The organism is Microbacterium helvum, assembly GCF_014779795.1.
Lineage (GTDB): Bacteria > Actinomycetota > Actinomycetes > Actinomycetales > Microbacteriaceae > Microbacterium > Microbacterium helvum.
This window is the reverse complement of the sequence record NZ_JACXZS010000004.1, coordinates 118,954-142,487: the sequence shown is the minus strand read 5'-3', so window position 1 is coordinate 142,487 and position 23,534 is coordinate 118,954. Positions and strand designations below refer to the sequence as shown.

Sequence of the window (23,534 nt, the reverse complement as noted above, 5' to 3'; positions counted from 1 at the left end):
GCATGCGTCAGCTCCTCCGCCCCGCCGGCATCGCGGCGCTGCTCATCGTCGGCGCGCTCACCCTGCAGGGATGCGCGATCGCCCTGCCGCAGATCGCGGGCCCCGCCGAGTCGTCTGGCTCGACGGAGGGCGGACCCACGGTCGACGACGAACCGGTCGATGACGAGACGGCGGCGGACCTGCCCTTCGACGGTGAGTTCGACGGTGCGACGCGGACGCTGCAGTGGACGGACCCCTTCATGACCGACGCGGACTACACCGTCGACACCGCCGACGACGGCAACGGCAGCTGGTCGTACGTCGACAACCGGACCGGCTGCGTCGCTGCCTTCTATCAGGGGACGGTCACCGGACTCGAAGCGTCAGAGGGCGACAGTGCGCTGACGGACGAGATGCTCGCGCTGGTGCTCACCGACGACAGCGGCGAGCAGGCGACAGCCGATGACGTCGCGGGCTGGGCACATGACGACGTGCTGCCGCTGAGCACTGCGGGCGTCGTCGACACACGCACCGTCACCAGCGCCGGTGCCGACGGCACGACGTGGCTCGACACCGCGCGCATGATCGGATCCGTCGGCGGAGGGATCTACCTGGGCGTCACGTGCCCGTCCGGGCAGGACGCCACCGTGCAGTACGGCACGCTGCTCTCGGATGGTCTCGCGGCGGCGGTCGTCCCGATCCCGTGACGGCCCTCCCGCGGGCTGCGGCGCGGCGGGTCCGACAGCTCCCGCGCCTCTAGGCTGGAGGCATGGCAGAGAGCTCCTGGTCGCTCGGTCGCGCGCTGCGCGGCATGTTCGTCAAGCCCACGATCGACGAGAACACCTGGGAGGACCTCGAGACGGCGCTGCTGACCGCCGACTTCGGGCCGGACATCACCGAGCGGATCGTCGACGAGCTGCGCGAAAAGGTCGAGCGGTTCCGCACGACCGACCCGAAGGACCTGCAGCGCATGCTGAGAGAGACCCTCGAGGAGCATTTCGCCAAGTTCGACACGACGCTGCGTCTCACCGAGCGTCCGGCGGTCGTGCTCGTGGTCGGTGTCAACGGCGTCGGCAAGACCACGACCATCGGCAAGTTCGCCAAGTTCCTGCAGCGCTACGGGCGCTCGGTCGTCGTCGGAGCGGCCGACACGTTCCGCGCGGCCGCCGTCGACCAGCTCGCCACGTGGGCCGAACGGGGCGGCGCGGCGATCGTCCGGCCGCAGCAGGAGGGCCAGGATCCGGCATCCGTCGCCTTCCAGACGATCGAGTACGCCAAGAGCACCGGCACCGAGATCGTGCTCGTCGACACCGCCGGCCGGTTGCACACCAAGGGCGGGCTCATGGACGAGCTCAGCAAGATCCGCCGCGTGATCGAGAAGCAGGCGCCCATCAGCGAGGTGCTGCTGGTGCTGGATGCCACGACCGGTCAGAACGGCGTCATGCAGGCGCAGGCGTTCCTGGAGCACGCGGGCGTCACCGGGCTCGTGATCACGAAGCTCGACGGATCTGCCAAGGGCGGTTTCGTCCTCGCGGTGCAGGAGCGCACCGGCATCCCGGTGAAGCTCCTCGGGCAGGGCGAGGGGATCGGCGACCTCACCGGCTTCACGCCGCACGTGTTCGCGGCATCCCTCGTCGATTGATCTGCGAAACGCGCCTCAGGTGAGGCCGTCGCAGATCAGCGCGTCGAGGTCCGCGCCGGAGTAACGGTCGTGGATGCCGTGTGCGACCGCCGGCGTCTCGTACTCTTCATCAGGCACGTACGTCACTGTGCCGGCGTCGCGGAACGTGACACCATCGCCGGGCACCCGGAGCTTCAGGGCCGACCCCGTCTCGGTGAGGACACGCTGGGTGAGGTCTCCTGGTACGACGTAGACGTAGTGCTTGTGCCAGCCGCCCGAGAGGTAGACCGCGGGTCCCTGACCCGTGGCCGACAGAGTCAGGCGGTCCGACGTGAAGTTCGTCTGGATCGACGTCTTCAGGGCGCGGCCGTCGAGGTCGTGCCATCGGATGAACGTCGATTGCTGCGTTCCAGTGACGTACACGTCCTGTCCGGCGCACTGCAACCCGATCGGCTCGTTCGTGTAGGCGAGTCCCTCGTACCCGTTGCAGGTGATCTGGGCGCCGGTGAGCACGCAGGTCCACGGCGCATAGTTCGGATTCAGCGTCGGGGTCATGGTCGCTGGGTCCACCGTGTGTGGCGGACTCGCCGTTGCCGGGCCTCCCATCAGGACCAAGGCCATTGCGATCGCGACGGCGGCGATGTGCTTCATGTCCCCTCCTTCGTGCGTCGTCGGCGGGGCGCGTCACGCCCCGAGCGACATGATCCTCGCGGGCGGGGGCCGCGGGCAATCGTGCTGCGGTGGGCGAGTACCGGACGAGTATCGTTGGCCGTGTTCACCGTGTCCGGACTTTCGCCGACGCCGTCGGTGCGGTTTCATGGGGGCATGGCGATCGAGCACGACTATTTCGGCCTCCTCGAGTCGGGGCCCGACGGATCGATCTTCTGGTCCGAGAACGTCGACCTGGGCGATCAGTCGGTCACGGTCGATCTGACCGCGCCCGATCAGGACGACGTCTCGCCGGCGGCGCTCGACGTCGCCGCCGCGCTCATCTCGTCGCTGGAGGCCATCGATCTGAGCGCGCGCAACGCGATGGTGAACGAGCTCAACGACCGCACCAGCGAGGTGACGGAGTACATCCTTCAGCAGCAGGAAGCGCTCGGCGAGGCGCTGGAGGATGTGCTCGTCGACATCTCGGGCGATGTGCACATGGACGTCATCCGGTCGCTGCAGCTCATGAGCATGACGATCCTCGCCGACGAGCACGGCGGCTCCGACCCGTTCGCGGTGCTCGAGTACGCACTCGACCCCGACGCCACCGACGACGTGCTGCTGGTGAACCTGGACTCCGACGGGGCGGTCCAGTCGGTCACGAGCGCCGACTGAACCGACCCGCCATCCGGTCGGGGGGACCCGGGTTCAGACCGCCTGCGCGAAGCCGCGGTCGACGTGCACGTCCTCGGCGATGTGTGCGAGGTGCGCGGGGATCTCGCGCCCCTTCGACAGCATCGACTGCGCCCAGAGGCGCCCGGCACGGTACGACGAGCGCACGAGCGGCCCGGCGAGCACGCCGAGGAAGCCGATGCGCTCGGCCTCTTCTTTGAACTCGACGAACTCCTGCGGCTTCACCCAGCGCGCCACGGGCAGGTGACGCGGCGAGGGCCGCAGGTACTGCGTGATGGTGATGATGTCGGTGCCGGCGTCGTGCAGGTCCTGCAGCGCCTGCACGACCTCTTCCGGCTCCTCGCCCATGCCCAGGATGAGGTTCGACTTCGTGATGAGCCCCGCGTCGCGCGCCTGCGTGAGCACGTCCAGCGACCGCTCGTAGCGGAACGCGGGACGGATGCGCTTGAAGATGCGCGGGACGGTCTCGACGTTGTGCGCGAAGACTTCGGGGCGGCTGTCGAACACCTCGGCGAGCAGCGCCGGGTCGCCGTTGAAGTCGGTCGCGAGGATCTCGACGCCGGTGTTCGGGTTCATCGCGTGGATCTGCCGGACGGTCTCGGCGTGCAGCCACGCCCCGCCGTCGGGCAGGTCGTCACGCGCGACACCGGTGACGGTGGCGTAGCGGAGGTTCATGCGCACGACGCTCTCGGCGACCCGCCGCGGCTCGTCGGTGTCGTAGTCCGCCGGCTTGCCGGTGTCGATCTGACAGAAGTCGCAGCGCCGCGTGCACTGCGAGCCGCCGATGAGGAAGGTCGCCTCGCGGTCTTCCCAGCACTCGTAGATGTTGGGGCAGCCGGCCTCCTGGCAGACGGTGTGCAGCTCTTCGGTCTTCACGAGCGAGTGCAGGGCCTGGTACTCCGGCCCCATCTTCGCCTTCGTCTTGATCCACTCCGGCTTGCGCTCGATCGGGGTCTGCGCGTTGCGCACCTCGAGCCGGAGCAGCTTGCGTCCTTCTGGAGCTGCGGAGGGACCGGATGCCGTCACGCCGGTGCCGCCGGTGCTGCAGGCGCTCACGCGGTCACGCCCGCGTACTCGGCCTCGAACACGCGGCTCACGGTGCCGATGACGTCCTTCGGCGCGACGTCGGCGCCGAGGATCTCGCTGATCGTCGTGACGCCGGCATCCGTGATCCCGCACGGGATGATGCCGCGGAATCCGGCGAGCGTGTTGTCGCAGTTGAGGGCGAAGCCGTGCATCGTGACGCCGCGCTGCACGCGCACGCCGATGGCCGCGACCTTGTCTTCACCGAGGGGGCGGCGCACCCATACCCCGCTGCGGCCCTCGACGCGGTAGCCGGTGACGCCGTGCTCGGCGAGGGCGTCGATCAGCAGGCTCTCCAGGCGCCGCACGTGCGCGACGACGTCGACGGGCTCGTGCAGGCGCACGATCGGGTAGCCGACGAGCTGACCCGGGCCGTGCCACGTGATCTTGCCGCCGCGGTCGACGTCCACGACGGGCGTGCCATCGGTGGGGCGCTCATGCTTCGCGGTGCGAGCGCCGGCGGTGTACACCGGTTCGTGCTCGAGGAGGAGCAGGGTGTCGGGCCGGGTGCCCTCCACGACTTCCGCGTGGATGCGGCGCTGCATCTCCCAGCCGTCCAGGTAGGGGACGTAATCGGGGGAGAGGCCGACGGTCTGGATCTCGAGCATCGTGCTCCTTCGCTGTGACGCGTTCGCTCGTGGCGATTGATGGATCGCGTCCAACAATACATCCGTGGGTGCATGTCGGACGCCGGGGATAGCGTTCCGCCATGACTGTCGCCCTCGGCGTCGAAGCCGACATCTCACTGGCCCTTCCCGATCGTGCGGGTGCACTCGCGGACTTCGGCGACGCTCTCGGCCGTGCCGGCGTCAGTGTCGAGGGCGGCGGCGTGTGGGTGCACGAGGGCGTGGGACTCGCCCACTTCCTCGTCACCGACGTCGACGGGGCGAGGGCAGCGCTCGCGGCCGCGGGCCTCGGCCCGGTCGTGGCCAGTCCCGTGGTCAGCGTTCGGCTCGCGCAGGACGTGCCCGGGCAGCTCGGCGCGTTCGCCCGGCGCCTCGGCGACGCCGGCATCCGCATCCTGGTCCAGTACAGCGACCACGACCACCGGCTCATCCTCGTGGTGCCCGATGCCGATCGTCCGGCCGCCGAAGCGATCTGCGCGCAGTGGGAGCGGGAGCGCATCGCGCGCGGGTCATAGGGTGGCCTCATGTCCACCGAGCCGCGCGCCGGACGCCCCAAGGCGTCGTCCCGAGAGAACATCGCCGAGGCCGCGTGCGAGCTGTTCCTCGAGCAGGGGTACGAGCAGACGTCGATCGTCGACATCGCCAACCGGGCGGGTGTGAGCCGGTCGAGCTTCTTCAACTACTTCGGATCGAAATCGGACGTGCTGTGGGCGGGGCTCGACGAGCGTCTCGCGGGGTTCGAGGACGGCCTGGCTTCCGACGACGGGATGGATGCCGCCACCGCTGTCCGGCGCGAAGCAGAGGCCATCGCCGCAGGGTTCGCGCCCGACAGCCTGGCGCTCGGGATCGTCAACGCGGCAGCCATGGGCATCGAGGCCGAGTACGAGCGCGACGCTGCGCTCAGGCGAGCCCGTATCGCTCGCGCGGCCGCCGCACGATTCACCCGTGGTGGCGCCGACCGCGTCAGCGCAGAGGTCGCCGGCGCCGCGTGGGGCGGCGCCGTGCTGGCGGCGGTCGAGGCGTGGGCACACGACGGCGCCGGACGCACGTCGCTGTCGCGGTTCCTCGCGCGGGCGGCGGAGGCCGCGTCGGCGGTGCGCACGCGGCCGGCGGGCGAGGTCCGCCAGCTGCGGGTGGTGGCCGGAGCGGCCGACTTCGACGAGGCGCTCGCGTTCTATCGTGACGTCGTCGGGATGCCGCAGGCCGAGGCATACGAGGCGGAGGGCGGTGCCCGGGTGGCGATCCTCGATGCCGGTCGCGCGACGCTCGAGCTGGCCAATCCCGCACAGGTGGCGTTCATCGACCGCGTCGAGACCGACGGCGACGCGCCGAGCGATGCGATCCGCGTGGCATTCGAGGTCGACGACACGGCGTCGGTCGTGTCTCGCGCTGTCGACGGGGGAGCCGTGCTGGAGGCATCCCCTCGCGAAACGCCGTGGCGTTCGCTCAACGCGCGCCTGCGCGGCCCGGCCGGGTTGCAGCTGACGCTGTTCCAGGAGCTCGGCGACGCCTGAGTCCGCGTCGTTTCTGACTGCTGCTCCGCAGTCACCTTCTGCGCGTCCAACCTCCCCGCCGGCGCGACTTCCGACTGCGGAGCACGGGTGTGTCAGTGCCCTGTTGCTCCGCAGTCACTTCTCGCGGGTGTCGGGCGCTGTATGCGCAGGTTCTGACTGCGGAGCAGCCAGACAGACCCGCTCCGCAGTCAGAAGTTGCGCCTGGCGGTGTTGTGGGGCGCGAAAAGCGGCTGCGGAACAGATGGGGATCGCGCGGACGTTCTGCGACGTGCCGGACAGGTAAGGGGTAGAACACCCCCGACACTGGAGGCACCATGACCCCCGACCTGCTCGACGAGCTGCTGGACCGCTCGGCCCCGGCGACACGCGCGGCTGACCCTGCCGGACTGCGCGCGATGATCGGCGACGCTTCTCGGACCGCGAAGCCGCGCCGCCGGCGCATCGGACTCGCCGCGGGCGCGCTGACAGTGCTGCTGCTCGGAGGAGCCGGCGTCGCCGCCGCGTCAGGGGACTGGCTGTGGGGTCCCGGCCTGGAGAATCCGGATCGCAGCTACACCTACACGGCGCCCACCTGGGGGCAGTGCGAGATCCGCTTCAGCGGGTACGACACCCACAACCTGTTCATCCAGGCGGACGTGGATCGCGTCGTCGATGAGTGGTTCGCGAGCGCCGACGTCGAAGCAGCCGCAGACCCGTATGTGGACAAGTACCTGGCGGTGATCGAAGACTCCCAGGCCTCGTCCGGGGACGAGATCACCGACCCGCGCCTCGCGGACCTGAACGCCTGGACGGCGCACGAGCAGGCGTTGTACGAGGCGCTGGGTGACGAGCTCCAGGCACACGGCTACGAACCTGGCGCACTCGCGGGATCGACTGCGCACAGCCAGGTGCACTGCGAGGGCGAGGACTGGGGCGGCGAAGGCGGCGATCGGTGAGCCGCGACGACGCGCGTCTCACCGCGGCGCTGGGCGAGGCATCCACCGATCTGCTCGCCTACCTGCAGCGACGCGTGGGCCTCGACGACGCACCCGACCTGCTGGGCGAGACGATGGTGGTCGCCTGGCGGCGGGTGCGCGAACTGCCGGGCGACCCCGAACGGGCGCGCATGTGGCTGTTCGGCATCGCGCGGGGCACCGTGCTCAACCACGCCCGAGGAGAGCGGCGGCGGTGGGCGCTGGCCGACCGCATCCGCCTCCACTTCGGGAAGGACGCCGCGTCTCCCGCTGCGGACGAGGGTGCCGAGGTGCGCGACGCCATCGCCCGGCTGGAGCCGGACCTCGCCGAGCTCGTGCGGCTCGTGCACTGGGAACGGTTCACGGTCGCCGAGGCCGCCGAGGTGCTGGGGATCCCGGCATCCACCGCCCGCGGACGGTACGCGAAGGCCAAGGAGGCGCTGCGGGCGGCGTTGGGGGCTGCGGTATCGGGGTGACGCCGGGGTGGGGCATCCGCTCGCGTAGAATCAGGGCATCATGGCGACTTTCGGCACTCTCTCCGACCGGCTCACCGAGACCTTCCGCAACCTCCGCACCAAGGGCAAGCTCACGCCCGCGGACGTCGACGGCACGGTCCGCGAGATCCGGCGCGCGCTGCTCGACGCCGACGTGGCGCTGCCCGTCGTCAAGGAGTTCACCGCCAAGGTGCGCGAGCGCGCCCTGGGCGACGAGGTCAACCGGGCGCTGAACCCGGCCCAGCAGGTCGTGCAGATCGTCAACGAGGAGCTCATTGCGATCCTCGGCGGCGAGCAGCGGCGCCTGCAGTTCGCCAAGAACCCGCCGACCGTCATCATGCTCGCCGGGCTCCAGGGCTCGGGCAAGACGACGTTCGCCGGAAAGCTGTCGCGTCAGCTCGCGAAGGACGGCCACACCCCGCTCCTCATCGCCGCCGACCTCCAGCGCCCGAACGCCGTCAACCAGCTGCAGGTCGTCGCCGAGCGCGCAGGCGCCGCGATCTACGCACCCGAGCCCGGCAACGGCGTCGGCGACCCGGTCAAGGTGTCACGCGACGGCGTCGAGTACGCCAAGCAGAAGCAGCACGACATCGTCATCATCGACACGGCGGGCCGCCTCGGCGTCGACGCGGAGCTCATGAAGCAGGCCGCGAACATCCGCAAGGCGACGGACCCCGACGAGGTCCTGTTCGTCATCGACGCGATGATCGGACAGGATGCCGTCAACACGGCGAAGGCCTTCCAGGACGGCGTCGACTTCACCGGCGTGGTGCTCTCGAAGCTCGACGGCGACGCCCGCGGTGGTGCGGCGCTGTCGGTCGCGTCGGTCACCGGCCGCCCGATCATCTACGCGTCCACCGGTGAGGGCCTCGACGACCTCGAGGCGTTCCACCCCGACCGCATGGCCTCGCGCATCCTCGACCTCGGCGACATCCTCACCCTCATCGAGCAGGCCCAGCAGGCCTTCGACGAGGAAGAGGCGCTCAAGGTCGCGGAGAAGCTCGCGACCGAGCAGTTCACGCTCGAGGACTTCCTCGCCCAGATGCAGCAGATGCGCAAGATGGGCTCGATGAAGAAGATGCTCGGGATGCTGCCCGGCATGGGCTCGATGAAGCAGCAGCTCGACGACTTCGATGAGCGCGAGATCGACCGCACCGAGGCCATCATCCGCTCCATGACGCCCGCCGAGCGCCGCAACACCAAGCTGCTCAACGGCTCGCGCCGCCTGCGCATCGCGCGCGGTTCGGGCATGACCGTCACCGACGTCAACCAGCTCGTGCAGCGCTTCGACCAGGCTGCCAAGATGATGAAGACCGTCGCGCGCGGCGGCGTGCCCAACATCCCCGGCATGGGGCCGATCCCCGGCGCCGGACGCCCGGGCGCCTCCTCCAAGCGCGGCAAGCAGCAGAAGGCCAAGGGCTCACGATCCGGCAACCCCGCCAAGCGCGCCGCCGAGAACGCCGGCATCGCCGCGCAGGCGCCGCAGACGCCGACCGGTTCGGGCTTCGGCCTCGGCGGCGGGGCGAAGGGCGCGCCCTCCGAGGCCGACCTCGCCGAGCTGCAGAAGATGCTCGGCCGCGGCTGACGGCGCTGAGGTGAAGGGATGCCGGGCGCCCGGCATCCACGATCTCAGTGCCCGAGGGTCGCGAGGTGTTCCCGCAGGGTCGGCCCGGAGCGGAACTCGCCCACGAGGTGTCGCACGACCTCGCGCAGGTCGCCGTCGGCGGCGTCGGCGACTGCCAGCTGGCGTGCGTAGCTCGCGCCGTCCGTGAGGATCGTCTGGATGCCGGCGAGTTCGCGCGCGCACTTCAGCTCGACGGCGATGTCGCCGAGTTCGTCCAGCGTCTCGCGCAGATGCTCGGTGACCGGCCGCTGCGTGCCCAGGTGGTCGACGATGACGCGGGCGTCGAGCCCGTAGCGGGCGGCTCGCCACTTGTTCTCGCGGATGAACCACGGCTGGATCGTCTCCAGCGGCAGTCCCTCGTCGAGCCGGCGCGAGAAGTGCTCGACCAGCACCTGCACGAGGGCGGCGACGGCTGCGAGCTCGGGGAGCGTCGACATGCCGTCGCACGCGCGCACCTCGATGGTGCCCCAGCGGGGGGCCGGGCGGATGTCCCAGCGCACCTCGGTCGCGTCTGCCATGACGCCGGTGCGGATCATGTCGTCGAGGTAGCCCTCGAACTCGCTCCAGTCGTGGAGCGGCCACGGGAGGCCCGCGGTCGGCAGCTGCTGGAACACCAGCGCCCGGTTCGACGCGTACCCGGTGCGCTCGCCGGCCCAGAACGGACTCGACGCCGACAGCGCCTGCAGGTGCGGGAGGTACACCGCGAGGGCGTTGATGATCGGGAACACCTTGTTGACGTCCTCGACGCCGACGTGCACGTGGATGCCCCAGATCATCATGTTGCGTCCCCACCACTGGGTGCGCTCGATGAGCTTGTGGTACCGCGTCTTGTCGGTCACGCTCTGGTCGTACCACTGCGCGAAGGGGTGGCTTCCCGCGCACAGCAGGTCCACGCCGTGCGGGTCGGTGTAGGTGCGCACGGCGGCGATCGCGTCGGCGATGTCGTCGACGGCGGCGGCCACGGTGTCGCCGATCCCGCTCGTGACCTCGACTGTGTTCGTCAGGAGTTCGCCCGTGACCGTGTACCGCTCCAGTGAGGAGTCGTCTTCGAGCGCGGTGAGCAGCCCCGGGGCCTCCGAGACGAGGTCGCCCGTCTCACGGTCGGCGAGCATGAGCTCCCACTCGAGACCCACTGAGGAGCGGGCCGATGTCGCGAAAGGCTCCGTCATGCGCACAGTTTGGCACGCGGATGCCGCGAGCCCGACGGTTCGTCACACGGCGCGTCATCTGGCACAATAGAGGGTCGGAACATGCGCTCGACCCTCTATCCAGCGTGCTGTTCCTCCTCTGAGCTCCCGCCGGGTGTGCACCCCACGCTCCAGGCGACCGGTTCGTTCCCTTCCACACATTCAGGAGAATCGTGGCTGTCAAGATTCGTCTCAAGCGCCTGGGCAAGATCCGCGCGCCTTACTACCGCATCGTCGTCGCCGACTCGCGCACCAAGCGCGACGGTCGTGTCATCGAAGAGATCGGCAAGTACCACCCCACCGAGGAGCCCTCGTTCATCGAGGTCGACTCCGAGCGTGCCCAGTACTGGCTGGGTGTCGGCGCGCAGCCGACCGAGCAGGTGCTCGCCATCCTCAAGCTGACCGGCGATTGGGGCAAGTTCAAGGGCGACAAGAACGCCGTCTCGACGGTGAAGACCCGCGAGGACAAGGCCGCGTTCGAGGCCGACGCCTCGAAGAAGTCGGTCATCAAGCCCAAGGCTGAGAAGAAGGCCGAGCCCGTCGAGGCTCCCGCCGACGAGGCGACCGACGCGGCCGACGAGGCCGCCGAGTCCGCCGAGTAATCCGTTGCTCGCCGCCGCGCTCGAACACGTCGTCAAGGGGATCGTCGATCACCCCGACGACGTCCGCATCGACTCGTCCACGTCGCCTCGCGGCGACGTGCTCGAGGTGCACGTCCACCCCGACGACCGGGGTCGCGTGATCGGGCGCGGCGGCCGCACGGCCAAAGCCCTGCGCACTCTCATCACTGCCCTCGCCGACGGCCGCCGCGTGCGCGTCGACGTGGCGGACGACTGAGGTGGCAGGCGAAGACACCACGGGATCGGGCGAGGACGCCCGCAAGCCCGTGAACGCAGTTCCCCCCACCGGCAAGACGCAGCTGCGAGTCGGCCGCCTCGTGAAGGCGCACGGACTCAAGGGCGCCATCAAGCTGGAGCTGTACACCGACGATCCCGACGGCCGGTTCGTCCCTGGCGCGACCTTCACCCTGCAGGTGCCGGAGTCCTCTCCGTGGCACGGCAAGCCGCTGACGGTCCGCGACTTCCGCTGGATGAACAGCCACCCTGTCGCGTTCTTCGAGGGTGTCGAGGATCGCGACACGGCGGAGGAACTGATCCGCGCGATCCTGTGGATCGACGAGGACGCCCAGTCGGCGACCGTCGAAGAGGACGCCTGGTTCGACCATCAGCTCGTCGGCCTCGAGGTCGTGCGTGACGGCGCTGTCGTCGGCCGTGTGGCACGCGTCGAGCACCTGCCCGCTCAGGATCTGCTGATCGTGCGCGTCGGCGACGACGAGGTGCTGGTTCCGTTCGTCAAGGCCATCGTCCCCGAGGTCGACATCGCCGGCGGTCGTGTCGTCGTGACGCCGCCCGCTGGTCTGTTCGAAGACCTGCCCGAAGAGCGCGCCGACCAGAGCGACGGCGGCGAGACCGCCGCGGCGGAGCCCGCCGCGACCGAGGACTGATCCCCTCTCACACGCCCTCGCGCCCCGCCGTGCAGCAGATGTGATCTGCGGGAAACACGGCGGGAAACGCCCTGGAACCTCGGTGCCCGAGCCTGGATGGCATGGGTGATGCCGTGGACCGGGAGCGCACTGCGGTGAGAACCGTGTGCTCGTACTGCGGTGTCGGCTGCGGCATCGCTGTGACCGCCTCCCACCCTGGGACGGGGCATCCATTCGTCCTCACCAAGGTCGCCGGCGACCGCGAGCACCCTACCAACGCGGGCAGGCTGTGCACCAAGGGCGCCACGCACGCCGATCTGATGCAGGCCCCCGGCCGCCTCACCACGGCGCTCCTGCGCCCCGCACGCGGAGAGCCGGCCGTGCCGGCCCCCGTCGCGGATGCCGTGACGAGGGCCGCCGCACGCCTGCGCGCGATCGTCGACGAGCACGGGCCCGATGCCGTCGCGCTGTACGTGTCGGGGCAGATGAGCATGGAGGCGCAGTACCTCTCGAACAAGCTCGTGAAGGGGTACCTGCGGGGGATCCACATCGAGTCCAACTCGCGCCTGTGCATGGCGTCGGCCGGCACCGGCTACAAGCAGTCGCTCGGCGCCGACGGACCACCCGGATCGTATGAGGACTTCGACCGCGCCGACCTCTTCTTCGTGATCGGCTCGAACGCCGCCGACTGCCACCCGATCCTGTTCCTGCGGATGGCCGACCGCCTCAAGCAGGGCGCGCGCCTCATCGTCGTCGACCCGCGCCGCACCGCCACCGCCGACCGCGCCGACCTGTTCCTGCAGATCCGGCCGGGGACGGACCTCGCACTGCTGAACGGGCTGCTGCACCTGATCGTCGAGGCGGGGCACATCGACGAGGAGTTCATCGCCGCGCACACCGAGGGCTGGGAGCGCATGCCGGAGCTCCTCGCCGGCTATCCGCCCGAGCGCGTTGCCGAGCTCACCGGGCTCGCCGAGGACGACATCCGCACCGCCGCACGCTGGATCGGCGAGGCCGGCGAATGGATGACCCTGTGGACCATGGGACTCAACCAGTCCACGCACGGCACGTGGTCGACCAACGCGATCTGCAACCTGCACCTGGCCACCGGGGCGATCTGCCGGCCGGGCAGCGGCCCCTTCTCGCTCACCGGCCAGCCGAATGCGATGGGCGGGCGCGAGATGGGGTACATGGGTCCGGGCCTGCCCGGCCAGCGCGCCGTGTTCGACGCCGACGACCGCGCGTTCGTCGAGGAGCGCTGGGGCATCGCACCCGGGTCCATCCGGGCCGAATCCGGCGCCGGCACGATCGACCTGTTCCGCCGCGCGGCGGCCGGCGAGATCAAGGCCGTCTGGATCATCTGCAGCAACCCGGTCGCCTCGGTGGCGAACCGTCGCACGGTGATCGAAGCGCTTGAGGCCGCCGAGCTCGTCATCGTCCAGGACGTGTACGGCGACACGGCGACCTCGGCATACGCCGACGTGGTGCTGCCGGCGACGCTGTGGGTGGAGTCCGACGGGGTCAGCGTCAGCAGCGATCGCACCATGACCCTCGTGCAGGAGGTGCTGCCCGCGCCCGGTGAAGCGCAGCCGGACTGGCTGACGATCTGCCAGATCGCCCGCGCGATGGGCTTCGACGGCTTCGACTTCGCCTCCAGCGAGGAGGTCTTCGACGAGATCCGCGGATTCTGGAACCCGCGCACCGGCTGGGATCTGCGCGGGGTGTCCTACGAGCGTCTGCGGCAGGCGCCGGTGCAGTGGCCGGCGCCGCCGGACGACGCCGGGGCCCGGCATCCGATCCGGTATCTCAACGACGGTGTGAGCCAGACGCTTCACGTCGAGGCCGACGGCACCGTGCCGCGGCTGGCGTTCGCGACGCCGTCGCGGCGCGCGCAGTTCCTCGCCCGACCGCACCTGGATCCGGCAGAGCTGCCCGACGACGACTATCCGTGGGTGCTCAACACCGGCCGTCTGCCCCACCACTGGCACACGATGACGAAGACCGGCCGGGTCGCCAAGCTCGCGAGGCTGCACCCCGGCCCGTTCGTCGAGGTGCACCCGATCGACGCCGAGCTGCACGGCATCGCCGACGGCGACCAGGTCGAGGTCGCGTCCCGCCGCGGGCGCATCGTGGTGCCTGCGGTGCTGACCGACCGGGTGCAGCAGGGCGGGCTGTTCGCACCCTTCCACTGGAACGACGAGCACGGCGAGTACGTCACGGTGAACGCCGTCACCAGCGATGCGGTCGACGCGCTGTCGGCGCAGCCGGAGTTCAAGTACGCCGCGGTGTCGCTGCGCCGCGTCGGCCCCGCCTCTGCCACGGCCGACGACGGTGGCGAGGTCGAGGCGGCACTGGTGGGCGCGGGCGTCGCGATCACGCCGCCCGCACTGACCGACGTCGAGGGGGCCTACCTCGCCGGCTTCCTGTCGATGGTGCGCTCGGTCGCCCTCGCTCCCGGGCAGGTGCCCGTGCTGCCGCCCGAGGCTCCGCTCGGCGCGCTCGTGCGCGGCTGGTTCGACGGCGTTCTCGCGGGCGCGTTCTCGCGCGGTCCTTCCGCGGGTGGGATGCCGGCGGCCGGTGCCGCCGGCACGCCCGAAGAGGTCGTCGTGCTGTGGGGATCGCAGACCGGCAACGCCGAGGAGTTCGCGGCCGTCGCGACCGCGGCTCTCGGCGCGCGCGGCATTCCCGCGCGGGCGCGCAGCATGGCCGAGCTGCGGGCGGCGGATCTGACCGAGGTGCGCCGACTGCTCGTGGTGACCTCGACGTTCGGCGACGGCGGCCCGCCCGACAACGCCGCGTCGCTGTGGCACGACCTCAACGCCGAGGGCGCACCGGAGCTGTCGGGCCTGCAGTATGCGGTGCTCGCGATGGGGGACTCGAACTACGACGACTTCTGCGGTCACGGCCGCCGTCTCGACGAGCGCCTGGGCCAGCTGGGCGCGACCGCGCTCCTGGATCGCGTCGACCTCGAGCCGGACGCCGACGCCCCGCGCGAGGCGTGGCTCAGCCAGATCCTCGCGACGCTTGCTGACGTGGGGGCCGAGGCGCCGGTGGGTCCCGCGGTCGCCGGCTCGGCGCCGGCGCCCGCCAAGCGCCTGTTCACGCGCGCCAACCCGGTGCACGCCACGCTCGTGCGCAACGACCTGCTGAGCGGACCCGGATCGCAGAAAGAGGTGCGCCGGTTCGCGTTCGACCTGTCCGACACCGGTGCCGCCTACGAGGCAGGAGATTCGCTGGGCGTCGTGTGCGCGAACTCCGGCGCGGTCGTCGCCGAGTGGCTGGATGCGACCGGGATCGCGCCGAGCGCGGTCGTCGAGATCGACGGCGAGGAGCGCACGTTCGCCGACGCCCTGCGCACGCGGCTCGACATCACGAAGACACCGCCGGATCTGGTGCGCTTCGTCGCCGATCGCAGCGGGGACAGCGGGCTGTCGACGCTGCTCCGACGTGAGAACAAGAGCCGCCTGGACCAGTTCCTGTGGAGCCAGCAGGCGATCGACCTCGTGCGGGACTATCCGGTGAGTGCGTCGGCCGAGGAGTGGGCGAGCGTGCTGAAGCGTCTGCAGCCGCGCCAGTACTCCATCTCGTCGAGTCCCAAGGTGGACCCCGACACGGTGGAGCTCACCGTCTCGGTCGTGCGCTTCGAGACCGAGTCGGGGCGCACCCGCGGCGGTGTCTGCTCCACCTTCCTCGCTGACGGCGAGGCGCCGGCCGCGCCGGTGTACCTGCAGCGGACACCCGCCTTTCGGCCGCCGACAGCGGCAGACACCCCCATGATCATGATCGGCCCCGGCACCGGTGTCGCCCCCTTCCGGGCGTTCCTGCACGACCGCCGCGCCGACGGCCACACCGGGCGCAACTGGCTGTTCTTCGGCGAGCAGCACGCGGTGAGCGACTTCTATTACCGCGATGAGCTCGTCGCGATGCACGACGACGGCTTCCTGACGCGCCTCGATCTCGCGTTCTCGCGCGACCAGCGTCAGAAGATCTACGTGCAGGATCGCATGCTCGAGCACGGCGCGCGGCTGTGGCGCTGGCTGGAGGAGGGCGCGCACGTGTACGTGTGCGGCGACGCCGCCCGCATGGCGAAGGACGTCGAGGCGACGCTCGCGACCATCGCGCAGCAGCACGGCGGCCTGGGCGAGGAGGCCGCGGGGGAGTACCTGCGCACCCTCGCCTCGGACGCCCGCTACGTGCGCGACGTCTACTGACACCGCTGCCTGCGGTCGCCGTTCTTCGCTTCGAATCGCGCACTTTGCGGGTTCGGGGGTGGATTCGGCGCAATGTGCGCGATTCGAACGGGGCTGTGATGGCCGCCGGTGCAGACAGAAGGACGGAGTGGATGCCTCGGGCCGAGGCATCCACTCCGTCCTTGGTCGTGGGTCAGATGCGCTGCTTCGCGAGCGATGCGCGCGGGATGACGTACACCAGCAGCGTCACGAGCAGGAGGGCGACGTACGCCGCGACGAAGCCGAGGAAGGCCGCCGTGTAGCCGCCGGTGGCGAGCTGCGACGCGTTGAGCACCTGGGGCACGAGGAAGCCGCCGTACGCGCCGATGGCGGAGATGAGGCCGAGAGCCGCTGCCGCCTTGCGCTGCATGCGCAGCGCGTCGTCCGATCCGGACTCGATGCCGCGCGCCAGCGATCGGGCGGCGAAGATGCTCGGGATCATCCGGTACGTCGAGCCGTTGCCCATGCCGGTCGCGGCGAAGAGCACGAGGAAGCACGCGAGGAAGACCGCGAAGCTGCGCAGCGGCATCGTCCACACGAGGGTGAGCGCGCCGAGGGCCATCACCGCGAATGCGCCGACCGTCACGCGCGCACCGCCGAAGCGGTCGGCCAGTCGTCCGCCGTACGGACGGGCGAGCGAGCCGACGAGCGCCCCGAGGAACGCCAGAGACACGGCCGCCTGCCCGACCTGGATCGTGGAGAATGCGGGGAACTGGTCGGCGATGAGCTTCGGGAAGACGCTCGCGAAGCCGATGAACGAGCCGAAGGTGCCGATGTAGAGCACGGCCATGATCCACAGGTGCGGCTCGCGCAGGGCCGCCGCCGAGCCGGCGAAGTCGGCCTTGGCGGACGAGAGGTTGTCCATGTAGCGCCACGCGCCGAACATCGCGACGAGGATGAGCGGGATCCACATCCAGCCCGCGAGCGAGATGTTGAGCGTCGCACCGGCGCCGATGGTCACCACGATCGGCACCGCGAACTGCGCGACCGACGTGCCGAGGTTGCCGCCCGCGGCGTTGAGGCCGAGCGCCCAGCCCTTCTCCTTCTGCGGGAAGAAGTAGGTGATGTTCGCCATCGAGCTGGCGAAGTTGCCGCCGCCGACGCCGCCCAGCGCCGCGACCAGCAGCAGCACGCCGAACGGCGTGTCGGGGTTGCCGACGACGATGCCGAGCAGCACCGCGGGGATGAGCAGGAGTCCGGCCGAGATGATCGTCCAGTTGCGGCCGCCGAAGATCGCGACCATGAACGTGTAGGGGAAGCGCAGCGTCGCACCCACGAGGCTCGGCAGCGAGATGAGCCAGAAGGACTGCGAGCTGGTGAGCTCGAAGCCGGCGGCGGGCAGCATCACGACGACGATGCTCCACAGCTGCCAGATGATGAACCCGAGGAACTCGGCGAAGATCGACCAGCCGAGGTTGCGCCGCGCGATCGCACGGCCCTGGCTGCGCCAGAACTCGGGGTCCTCGGCGTTCCAGCCGTCGATCCAGCGTCCCGCGCGCCGGGTGAGCGCACCCGGTGGCGAGGCGAGGGGCAGAGCTGCGGCATCCGTCGACGACGGGGTCACGGTGGTGGTCATGGCGCCTCCCTGTGAGCGGGCACTGCGGATGAGTGTGCGTCCACGCTAGGAAGCGGGTGTTTCGGGCCGTCGTGCGGGCCGGTTACCTCTCGGTCACTTCTCGATCACGCCGCCCGCTCCCACGGGGTGGGGCTGCCGTCACACGTCGGTAACACGCGCTCCTTCTAGACTCGAAGGCATGCGCGTCGACATCGTCACGATCTTCCCGACGTTCTTCGACGTGCTCGGCGTCTCGCTGATCGGCAAGGCCCGCGATCGCGGCATCCTCGACATGCACGTCCACGACCTGCGCGACTGGACCCACGACCGGCACCGGACCGTCGACGACACGCCGTACGGCGGCGGCGCGGGAATGGTGATGAAGCCCGAGCCGTGGGGCGAGGCGCTGGACGCCGTGCTGAGCGACGACGCCGTGCTGCTGGTGCCCTCGCCGGCGGGGGAGCTGTTCTCGCAGCCGCTCGCACGCGAGCTGGCGCAGGAGCAGCACCTGGTGTTCGCCTGCGGACGCTACGAGGGTATCGACCAGCGCGTCGTCGACTACTACGCCGCTCGCGGCCGCGTTCGTCTGGTGAGCCTCGGGGACTACGTGCTCAACGGCGGCGAGGTGGCCGCCATGGCTGTCATCGAGGCCGTATCGCGCCTGATCCCCGGTGTCGTCGGCAACCCCGAGAGCCTCGTCGAGGAATCCCACGAGCTCGGGATGCTGGAGTACCCCAGCTACACCAAGCCCGCCGAGTGGCGCGGGCTGGAGGTTCCGCCCGTGCTGCTCAGCGGCAACCACGGCGCGATCGCCGCGTGGCGGCGGGAGCAGAGCCTGGAACGCACGCGGACCCACCGCCCGGATCTGCTCGACGGAACCGCGGCGACGGACTGACGCCGCGGCCGGGACGCCCGGCGCGGATCTGTCAGGCGGGGTCGAGCACGTCGATGCGGTAGCCGCGTTTGACGACGGTCTTCACGAGATCGGGTGTTCCGAGTGCCTCGCGCAGGCGCGCCACCGCCATCTCGACGGCGTGGGTGCTCTCGCCCGAGCGGGGCAGCACCGCCTGCAGACGCTGGCGCGACACGACCCCTCCACCCGCGTCGAACAGCGCCGCCATGAGATCTGCGCCGGTGCGCGACAGCGGGATGTGACGGCCGTCGAGGACGACCCCCGAGCTGCGCAGCTCCAGTCGCCCGGCCCCGGTGTCGAGCGAATCCACGTGACCGCCGCCGAAGTGCGAGACGACGGCGCGCACGAGCGCCCCCAGACGCCCGCGCTCTGCGATGAGCGGCTCCACGCCCGCCTGCTGCAGCGGGCCCGCGGTGATCGGGCCGACGGCCGCGAGCAGCAGTCGCCCCCGTCCGGCACGGTCGACGATCGCGTCGAGCGCGCCCTCGCGTGCCGCGGCGGCCATCCACTCCGCAGCTCCCGGCGCCGAGGTGAAGAGCACCGCATCCACCTCGCCCTGCGCGGTGGCCTGCACCGAACGTGCGACCACCGCAGGGTCCGGCGGCGGCCCCCATCGGTAGACCGTCAGGCTCACGACGTCCCCGCCGGCATCCCCGAGCAGCTCGTCGAGTCCGTCCGCGCCCGACCCGTGATGCTGCACCGCCACACGTCGCCCCGCCACGCCCTCCGCCAGCAGGTACTCGCCGAGTTCGGCCGAGGTCTCGGACTCCGCGACCCAGTCCGCGCTGAACCCCGCCTGCTGGATGGCGCCGCGCGCCTTCGGACCGCGCGCGACGATCCGTGCCGACGCCAGCGCCTCGTGCAGCTCGTCGGCGAGGCCCGCCTCGTCGGCGGCTTCCATCCACCCGCGGAACCCGACACCGGTCGTGGCGACCACGATGTCCGGCGGCGCCGAGATCAAGGCCCGGGTCGCCGCGATCAGGGCCTCGTCGTCGATGTGCGGGACGATCGTGAGCGCGGGGGCATGGCGCACCACGGCGCCGTGGCGCTCCAGCGCGGCGGCCAGCTCGGAGGATCGTCGATCGACCGCGATGACGACGGTGCAGCCGTCCAGCGCGGCCGAGAGGGTGGGGCGGTTGGCGGAGCTCAACGGACGGTGTCACCTGTCATCTCGTGCGCGGGAAGCAGCAGTTCGGCGCGGGCGACATCGCCGACGACGATGACCGCGGGATTGCGGATGCCGGTGCGCCCGGCATCCAGCACCGCTCTTCCGAGGGTAGTGCGCGTCGTGCGCTGATCGAGGTGATGTCCGCGCTCGACGATCGCGACCGGGCGATCGGCGTCCACGCCGGCGCGGAGCGCATCGGCCACGATGCGCGGGATCGCGCTGACTCCCATCAGGATGACAGTCGTGACGTCGGGGTCGCGCAGCGCGGCGAGCGTCGACTCGGTGACCGCGATCTGGCCGTGGACGATGTGCACGGCCGTCGCGACGCCGCGGTGGGTGACCGGGATGCCGGCGGCCTGGGGGACGGCGACGGCGCTCGTCACGCCCGGAACGACGTCGACGGGGATGCCGGCGGCCAGACACGCGGCTACCTCTTCGCCGCCGCGACCGAAGACGAACGGATCGCCGCCCTTGAGACGCACCACCTCTCGCCCGTCGCGGGCCCGGGCGACGAGCAGCGCGTTGATCTCGTCCTGCGGCACGGGATGGTGCCCAGGGCGCTTGCCGACATCGATCACCTCGGCGTCGGGCCGCAGCTCGCCGCGGATGTCGGTCGGACCCAGCCGGTCCATGACCACGACGTCGGCCGCGGTGAGCAGACGCCAGGCGCGCAGGGTCAGCAGGTCGAGCGGCCCCGGGCCGCCGCCGATCAGGTGGACACGGCCGGTCATGATGCGCCGCCGATGTCGATGCGCTCGTCGCACCGCACGAGCACGACGCCGTCGGCCACAGCCGTCGGCCACGCGTGAAGGTCGACGGGATCCTTGCCCTGGCTGTCGAGGCAGATGCCGGTGCGCAGGTCGAACACCTGCTTGAACATGGGCGAGGCGACGGTCGGCACATCCTGCCGCGTGCCCACGATCCCGCGCGAGATGACGTTCGCGCGGCTGTAGGGGTCGAAATTCGACACCGCGTAGACGCGGCCGTCGCCGCCGTCCGCACCGCGCGTGAGGAAGAGGGCGATCTGGGTGCCACCGAGCAGGGCCGCCCGGCCGCGCTCGATCTCGAGGTCGGCGAGGTCGCACACCGGCACCCAGCCGCGCCGCTCCGGTGTCGGTGCGTCTGCGGTCGTCTGCTGCTCGATCAGGGTCATCGGCGCACCTCCAGGGTCGTTCCGGCGATGAGGACGCCACCGTCACCGCGTTCGGCCTCGCGCTCCTGGGCGGTGGCGGGGCGGGGCTGACCACGCTCGGCGACGTACGCGAGCGACGGATCGGGCGTGGTGGGGGCGTTCACGAACGACGCGAAGCGCCGGAGCTTGTCGGGGTCGTGGAGCGTCGCCGCCCACTCGTCCTCGTACGAGCCGATGTGCGCGGCCATGGCAGCGTCGAGGTCGGCGCAGATGCCCAGGCTGTCGTCGAAGATGACTTCGCGCAGCCCCTCGATGCCGCCGTCGAGCTCCTCGAACCACGGCGCCGTGCGCTGCAGGCGGTCAGCGGTGAAGATGTAGTACATCAGGAACCGGTCGATGGCCGTGAGCAGCTCGTCGTCGCTCAGGCCCTCGGCCAGCAGCACGGCGTGGCGCGGCGTGAATCCGCCGTTGCCGCCGACGTACATGTTCCAGCCCGCCTCGGTCGCGATGACGCCCACGTCCTTGCCGCGCGCCTCGGCGCACTCGCGGGCGCAGCCCGACACGCCGAGCTTGAGCTTGTGCGGAGACCGCAGCCCGCGGTAGCGGAGTTCCAGCCGCACGGCCATGCCGACCGAATCCTGCACGCCGTAGCGGCACCAGGTCGAGCCGACGCACGACTTCACCGTGCGCAGCGACTTCCCGTACGCGTGGCCGGACTCGAAGCCGGCGTCGACCAGCCGCTTCCAGATGTCGGGCAGCTGCTCCAGGCGCGCACCGAACATGTCGATGCGCTGACCGCCGGTGATCTTCGTGTAGAGCCCGAAGTCCTGCGCGACCTGGCCGATGACCAGCAGTCCTTCGGGGGTGATCTCGCCGCCGGGGATCCGCGGGACGACGGAGTAGCTGCCGTCCTTCTGCAGGTTCGCCATGACGTGGTCGTTGGTGTCCTGCAGCGTCGCGTTCTCACCGTCGAGCACGTGCCCGCCCACGAGGGTCGAGAGGATGCTCGCGAGCGCGGGCTTGCAGATGTCGCAGCCGCGGCCGACGCCGAACCGCTCGATCACGGCGCTGAAGGTCGTGAGACCGGACACGCGCACAGCATCGAAGAGCTGACGTCGCGAAAGATCGAAGTGCTCGCACAGCGCGTTGCTGACCGTGGCTCCGGTCTTCGCGAGCTCGGTGGCGACGAGCTTCTTGACCATGGTGACGCACGAGCCGCACGCGGCGCCGGCCTTCGTGCACGCCTTGATGCCGGTGACGTCGGTGCATCCCTCTTCGTGCACCGCGTGGCGGATGCGCCCGGCGCTGACGCTGTTGCACGAGCAGACCAGCGCGTCGTCGGGGAGGTCGCCGGTCGGCGCCGCCACACCGCCCTCGGGCATAAGATAGGCGGCGGGGTCGCCGCCCAGCGCGCCGCCCACGAGCGGCCGCAGCGAGCCGTAGGCCGACGCGTCGCCGACGAGGATGCCGCCGAGCAGCGTCTTCGCGTCGTCCGACAGCACGAGCTTCTTGTAGACACCCGCCACCGGATCGGCGTACACGACGTCGAGGGCGCCGGGCGTCTCGGCGAACGCATCGCCGAAGCTCGCCACGTCGACCCCCGAGAGCTTGAGCTTGGTCGAGAGGTCGTAGCCGGGGAAGGATGCCTCGCCGCCGAGGAGCCGTGTGGCGGCCACCTCGGCCATCGCATAGCCGGGAGCGACGAGACCGACGCACTGCCCGTCGTAGTTCGCGACCTCGCCGATGGCCAGGACGCGCGGGTCCGACGTCTGGCAGCCCGCGTCGATGAGCACGCCGCCCCGCGGGTGCACGTCGATGCCGGAGGCACGGGCGAGGTCGTCCCGCGGCCGGACGCCGACGGTGAACACGACGACGTCCGTGCGTCCGTAAGAGCCGTCGCGGAACTCCAGCCCCGTGACCTGTCCGGTGCGGTCGGGGTCGAGCCTGGTGGTGATGGCCTCGGTCTTGACGGCGATGCCACGGGACTCGATGAGCCGCCGCAGTGCGTCGCCGGCGGGCCGATCCAGCTGAGCCGACATCAGCCGGTCGGAGGACTGCACGACGGTGCAGGCGACATCCAGCCCCTGCAGGGCCCCTGCCGCTTCGAGGCCCAGCAGGCCGCCGCCGATCACGGTGCCGGTGAGCGGCCGGCCGAGCTCGGCCGAGCGGCGCCGGACGAACGCCCGCAGCCGCTCGACGTCATCCAGGGTGCGGTACACGAAGCAGCCGTCCAGGCCGAATCCGTCGACGGCGAGGCGGGCTGCGTAGGAGCCCGTCGCCAGCACGAGCCGGTCGTACGCGACGCTGGTGCCGCCACGAGTGGTCACGCGCCGTGCGCTGCGGTCGATGCGCGAGACGGCGTCGCCGCGCAGGAAGCGGACGCGCTCGTCGTCGAGGATGCCGCGGTCCAGGGTCAGGTCGTCCGCCGACGCTCCGGCGAAGAACCCGGTCAGGCCGACACGGTCGTAGGGGTGGCGGTCCTCCTCGCCGATGAGCGTGATGTGCCACCGCTCGTCGGCGCGGCTCAGAAGGCTCTCGACGAACCGGTGGGCGACCATCCCCGCGCCCACGACCACGACGTGCGTGCCGAGGGCGGGCGTGGTGCTCATGTCGTCACGGTACGCGGGCG

Annotated in this window: 22 protein-coding genes; 13 read left to right on the top strand and 9 right to left on the bottom strand. The window is 70.7% G+C overall.

Annotated elements, in window-relative coordinates:
* Window positions 1-2 precede the first annotated feature (2 nt).
* Together IF188_RS07645 and ftsY are read left to right on the top strand one after the other, a co-directional pair.
* The gene (locus IF188_RS07645) at window positions 3-686 is read left to right on the top strand and encodes a hypothetical protein (protein ID WP_191171187.1); all 684 of its coding nucleotides are present in this window, start codon (window positions 3-5) and stop codon (window positions 684-686) included.
* A 62-nt stretch (window positions 687-748) separates the two neighbouring features.
* Complete coding sequence (gene ftsY, locus IF188_RS07640; RefSeq protein ID WP_191171186.1) at window positions 749-1,621, top strand: signal recognition particle-docking protein FtsY; 873 nt, start codon at window positions 749-751, stop codon at window positions 1,619-1,621.
* A 15-nt stretch (window positions 1,622-1,636) separates the two neighbouring features.
* On the opposite strand, the gene IF188_RS07635 is transcribed toward ftsY, so the two are convergent.
* Window positions 1,637-2,155, bottom strand: a complete 519-nt coding sequence (locus tag IF188_RS07635) for a hypothetical protein (RefSeq protein ID WP_191171185.1) — start codon at window positions 2,153-2,155, stop codon at window positions 1,637-1,639.
* Window positions 2,156-2,425: 270 nt separating this feature from the next.
* Between IF188_RS07635 and IF188_RS07630 the strand changes: the two genes are divergently transcribed.
* Window positions 2,426-2,926 carry a DUF2004 domain-containing protein gene (locus IF188_RS07630; protein ID WP_191171184.1) on the top strand — a complete coding sequence of 167 codons (501 nt, stop codon included), beginning with the start codon at window positions 2,426-2,428 and terminating at the stop codon, window positions 2,924-2,926.
* 33 nt (window positions 2,927-2,959) lie between these two features.
* Here the strand turns inward: IF188_RS07630 and lipA are convergent, their stop codons facing one another.
* Entirely contained in the window at window positions 2,960-4,000 is a 1,041-nt protein-coding gene (gene lipA, locus IF188_RS07625) for a lipoyl synthase (protein ID WP_396652746.1), read from the bottom strand.
* Window positions 3,997-4,680 carry a lipoyl(octanoyl) transferase LipB gene (lipB, locus tag IF188_RS07620; protein WP_318152839.1) on the bottom strand — a complete coding sequence of 228 codons (684 nt, stop codon included), beginning with the start codon at window positions 4,678-4,680 and terminating at the stop codon, window positions 3,997-3,999. Before lipB ends, lipA begins: the two co-directional genes overlap by 4 nt.
* Before the next feature lie 56 nt (window positions 4,681-4,736).
* On the opposite strand from lipB, the gene IF188_RS07615 reads away from it, so the two are divergent.
* The 5 genes from IF188_RS07615 to ffh all read left to right on the top strand — a co-directional run bounded on the left by IF188_RS07615 (window position 4,737) and on the right by ffh (window position 9,199).
* Complete coding sequence (locus IF188_RS07615; RefSeq protein ID WP_191171182.1) at window positions 4,737-5,168, top strand: hypothetical protein; 432 nt, start codon at window positions 4,737-4,739, stop codon at window positions 5,166-5,168.
* Window positions 5,169-5,177: 9 nt separating this feature from the next.
* Window positions 5,178-6,167 (top strand): TetR family transcriptional regulator, encoded by a 990-nt coding sequence (locus IF188_RS07610; protein ID WP_191171181.1) that lies wholly within the window; start codon window positions 5,178-5,180, stop codon window positions 6,165-6,167.
* A 314-nt stretch (window positions 6,168-6,481) separates the two neighbouring features.
* Complete coding sequence (locus tag IF188_RS07605) at window positions 6,482-7,102, top strand: hypothetical protein (RefSeq protein WP_191171180.1); 621 nt, start codon at window positions 6,482-6,484, stop codon at window positions 7,100-7,102.
* A complete protein-coding gene (locus tag IF188_RS07600) occupies window positions 7,099-7,596 on the top strand; it encodes an RNA polymerase sigma factor (RefSeq protein WP_191171179.1) in 498 nt (165 codons plus the stop codon). The genes IF188_RS07605 and IF188_RS07600 overlap by 4 nt, the downstream gene beginning before the upstream one ends.
* A gap of 40 nt (window positions 7,597-7,636) precedes the next feature.
* A complete protein-coding gene (ffh, locus tag IF188_RS07595; RefSeq protein ID WP_191171178.1) occupies window positions 7,637-9,199 on the top strand; it encodes a signal recognition particle protein in 1,563 nt (520 codons plus the stop codon).
* A 44-nt stretch (window positions 9,200-9,243) separates the two neighbouring features.
* Here the strand turns inward: ffh and IF188_RS07590 are convergent, their stop codons facing one another.
* Window positions 9,244-10,407 carry a glutamate--cysteine ligase gene (locus IF188_RS07590; RefSeq protein ID WP_191171177.1) on the bottom strand — a complete coding sequence of 388 codons (1,164 nt, stop codon included), beginning with the start codon at window positions 10,405-10,407 and terminating at the stop codon, window positions 9,244-9,246.
* A gap of 191 nt (window positions 10,408-10,598) precedes the next feature.
* On the opposite strand from IF188_RS07590, the gene rpsP reads away from it, so the two are divergent.
* From rpsP to IF188_RS07570, 4 genes are all read left to right on the top strand, one after another.
* Window positions 10,599-11,027, top strand: coding sequence for a 30S ribosomal protein S16 (gene rpsP / locus IF188_RS07585; RefSeq protein WP_191171176.1), 429 nt, complete (start codon window positions 10,599-10,601; stop codon window positions 11,025-11,027).
* Window positions 11,028-11,031: 4 nt separating this feature from the next.
* On the top strand, window positions 11,032-11,262 hold the full coding sequence (locus IF188_RS07580; RefSeq protein ID WP_018171095.1) for an RNA-binding protein: 231 nt from the start codon (window positions 11,032-11,034) through the stop codon (window positions 11,260-11,262).
* Between the two features lie 49 nt (window positions 11,263-11,311).
* The gene (gene rimM, locus IF188_RS07575; protein WP_191171380.1) at window positions 11,312-11,929 is read left to right on the top strand and encodes a ribosome maturation factor RimM; all 618 of its coding nucleotides are present in this window, start codon (window positions 11,312-11,314) and stop codon (window positions 11,927-11,929) included.
* 101 nt (window positions 11,930-12,030) lie between these two features.
* Window positions 12,031-16,119, top strand: coding sequence for a bifunctional nitrate reductase/sulfite reductase flavoprotein subunit alpha (locus tag IF188_RS07570; protein ID WP_191171175.1), 4,089 nt, complete (start codon window positions 12,031-12,033; stop codon window positions 16,117-16,119).
* A 172-nt stretch (window positions 16,120-16,291) separates the two neighbouring features.
* Here the strand turns inward: IF188_RS07570 and IF188_RS07565 are convergent, their stop codons facing one another.
* The gene (locus tag IF188_RS07565) at window positions 16,292-17,713 is read right to left on the bottom strand and encodes an MFS transporter (RefSeq protein WP_191171174.1); all 1,422 of its coding nucleotides are present in this window, start codon (window positions 17,711-17,713) and stop codon (window positions 16,292-16,294) included.
* 178 nt (window positions 17,714-17,891) lie between these two features.
* Here IF188_RS07565 and trmD point away from each other — a divergent pair, with 178 nt between their 5' ends.
* Window positions 17,892-18,587 carry a tRNA (guanosine(37)-N1)-methyltransferase TrmD gene (gene trmD, locus IF188_RS07560; protein ID WP_191171173.1) on the top strand — a complete coding sequence of 232 codons (696 nt, stop codon included), beginning with the start codon at window positions 17,892-17,894 and terminating at the stop codon, window positions 18,585-18,587.
* Window positions 18,588-18,618: 31 nt separating this feature from the next.
* On the opposite strand, the gene IF188_RS07555 is transcribed toward trmD, so the two are convergent.
* The 4 genes from IF188_RS07555 to nirB are packed head-to-tail and all read right to left on the bottom strand — an operon-like array spanning window position 18,619 to window position 23,514.
* Window positions 18,619-19,755, bottom strand: coding sequence for a uroporphyrinogen-III synthase (locus IF188_RS07555; protein WP_191171172.1), 1,137 nt, complete (start codon window positions 19,753-19,755; stop codon window positions 18,619-18,621).
* The gene (cobA, locus tag IF188_RS07550; protein WP_191171171.1) at window positions 19,752-20,504 is read right to left on the bottom strand and encodes a uroporphyrinogen-III C-methyltransferase; all 753 of its coding nucleotides are present in this window, start codon (window positions 20,502-20,504) and stop codon (window positions 19,752-19,754) included. Before cobA ends, IF188_RS07555 begins: the two co-directional genes overlap by 4 nt.
* Window positions 20,501-20,926, bottom strand: a complete 426-nt coding sequence (gene nirD / locus IF188_RS07545) for a nitrite reductase small subunit NirD (protein ID WP_191171170.1) — start codon at window positions 20,924-20,926, stop codon at window positions 20,501-20,503. The genes cobA and nirD overlap by 4 nt, the downstream gene beginning before the upstream one ends.
* Window positions 20,923-23,514 (bottom strand): nitrite reductase large subunit NirB, encoded by a 2,592-nt coding sequence (gene nirB / locus IF188_RS07540; protein WP_191171169.1) that lies wholly within the window; start codon window positions 23,512-23,514, stop codon window positions 20,923-20,925. The genes nirD and nirB overlap by 4 nt, the downstream gene beginning before the upstream one ends.
* Between the last annotated feature and the right edge of the window lie 20 nt (window positions 23,515-23,534).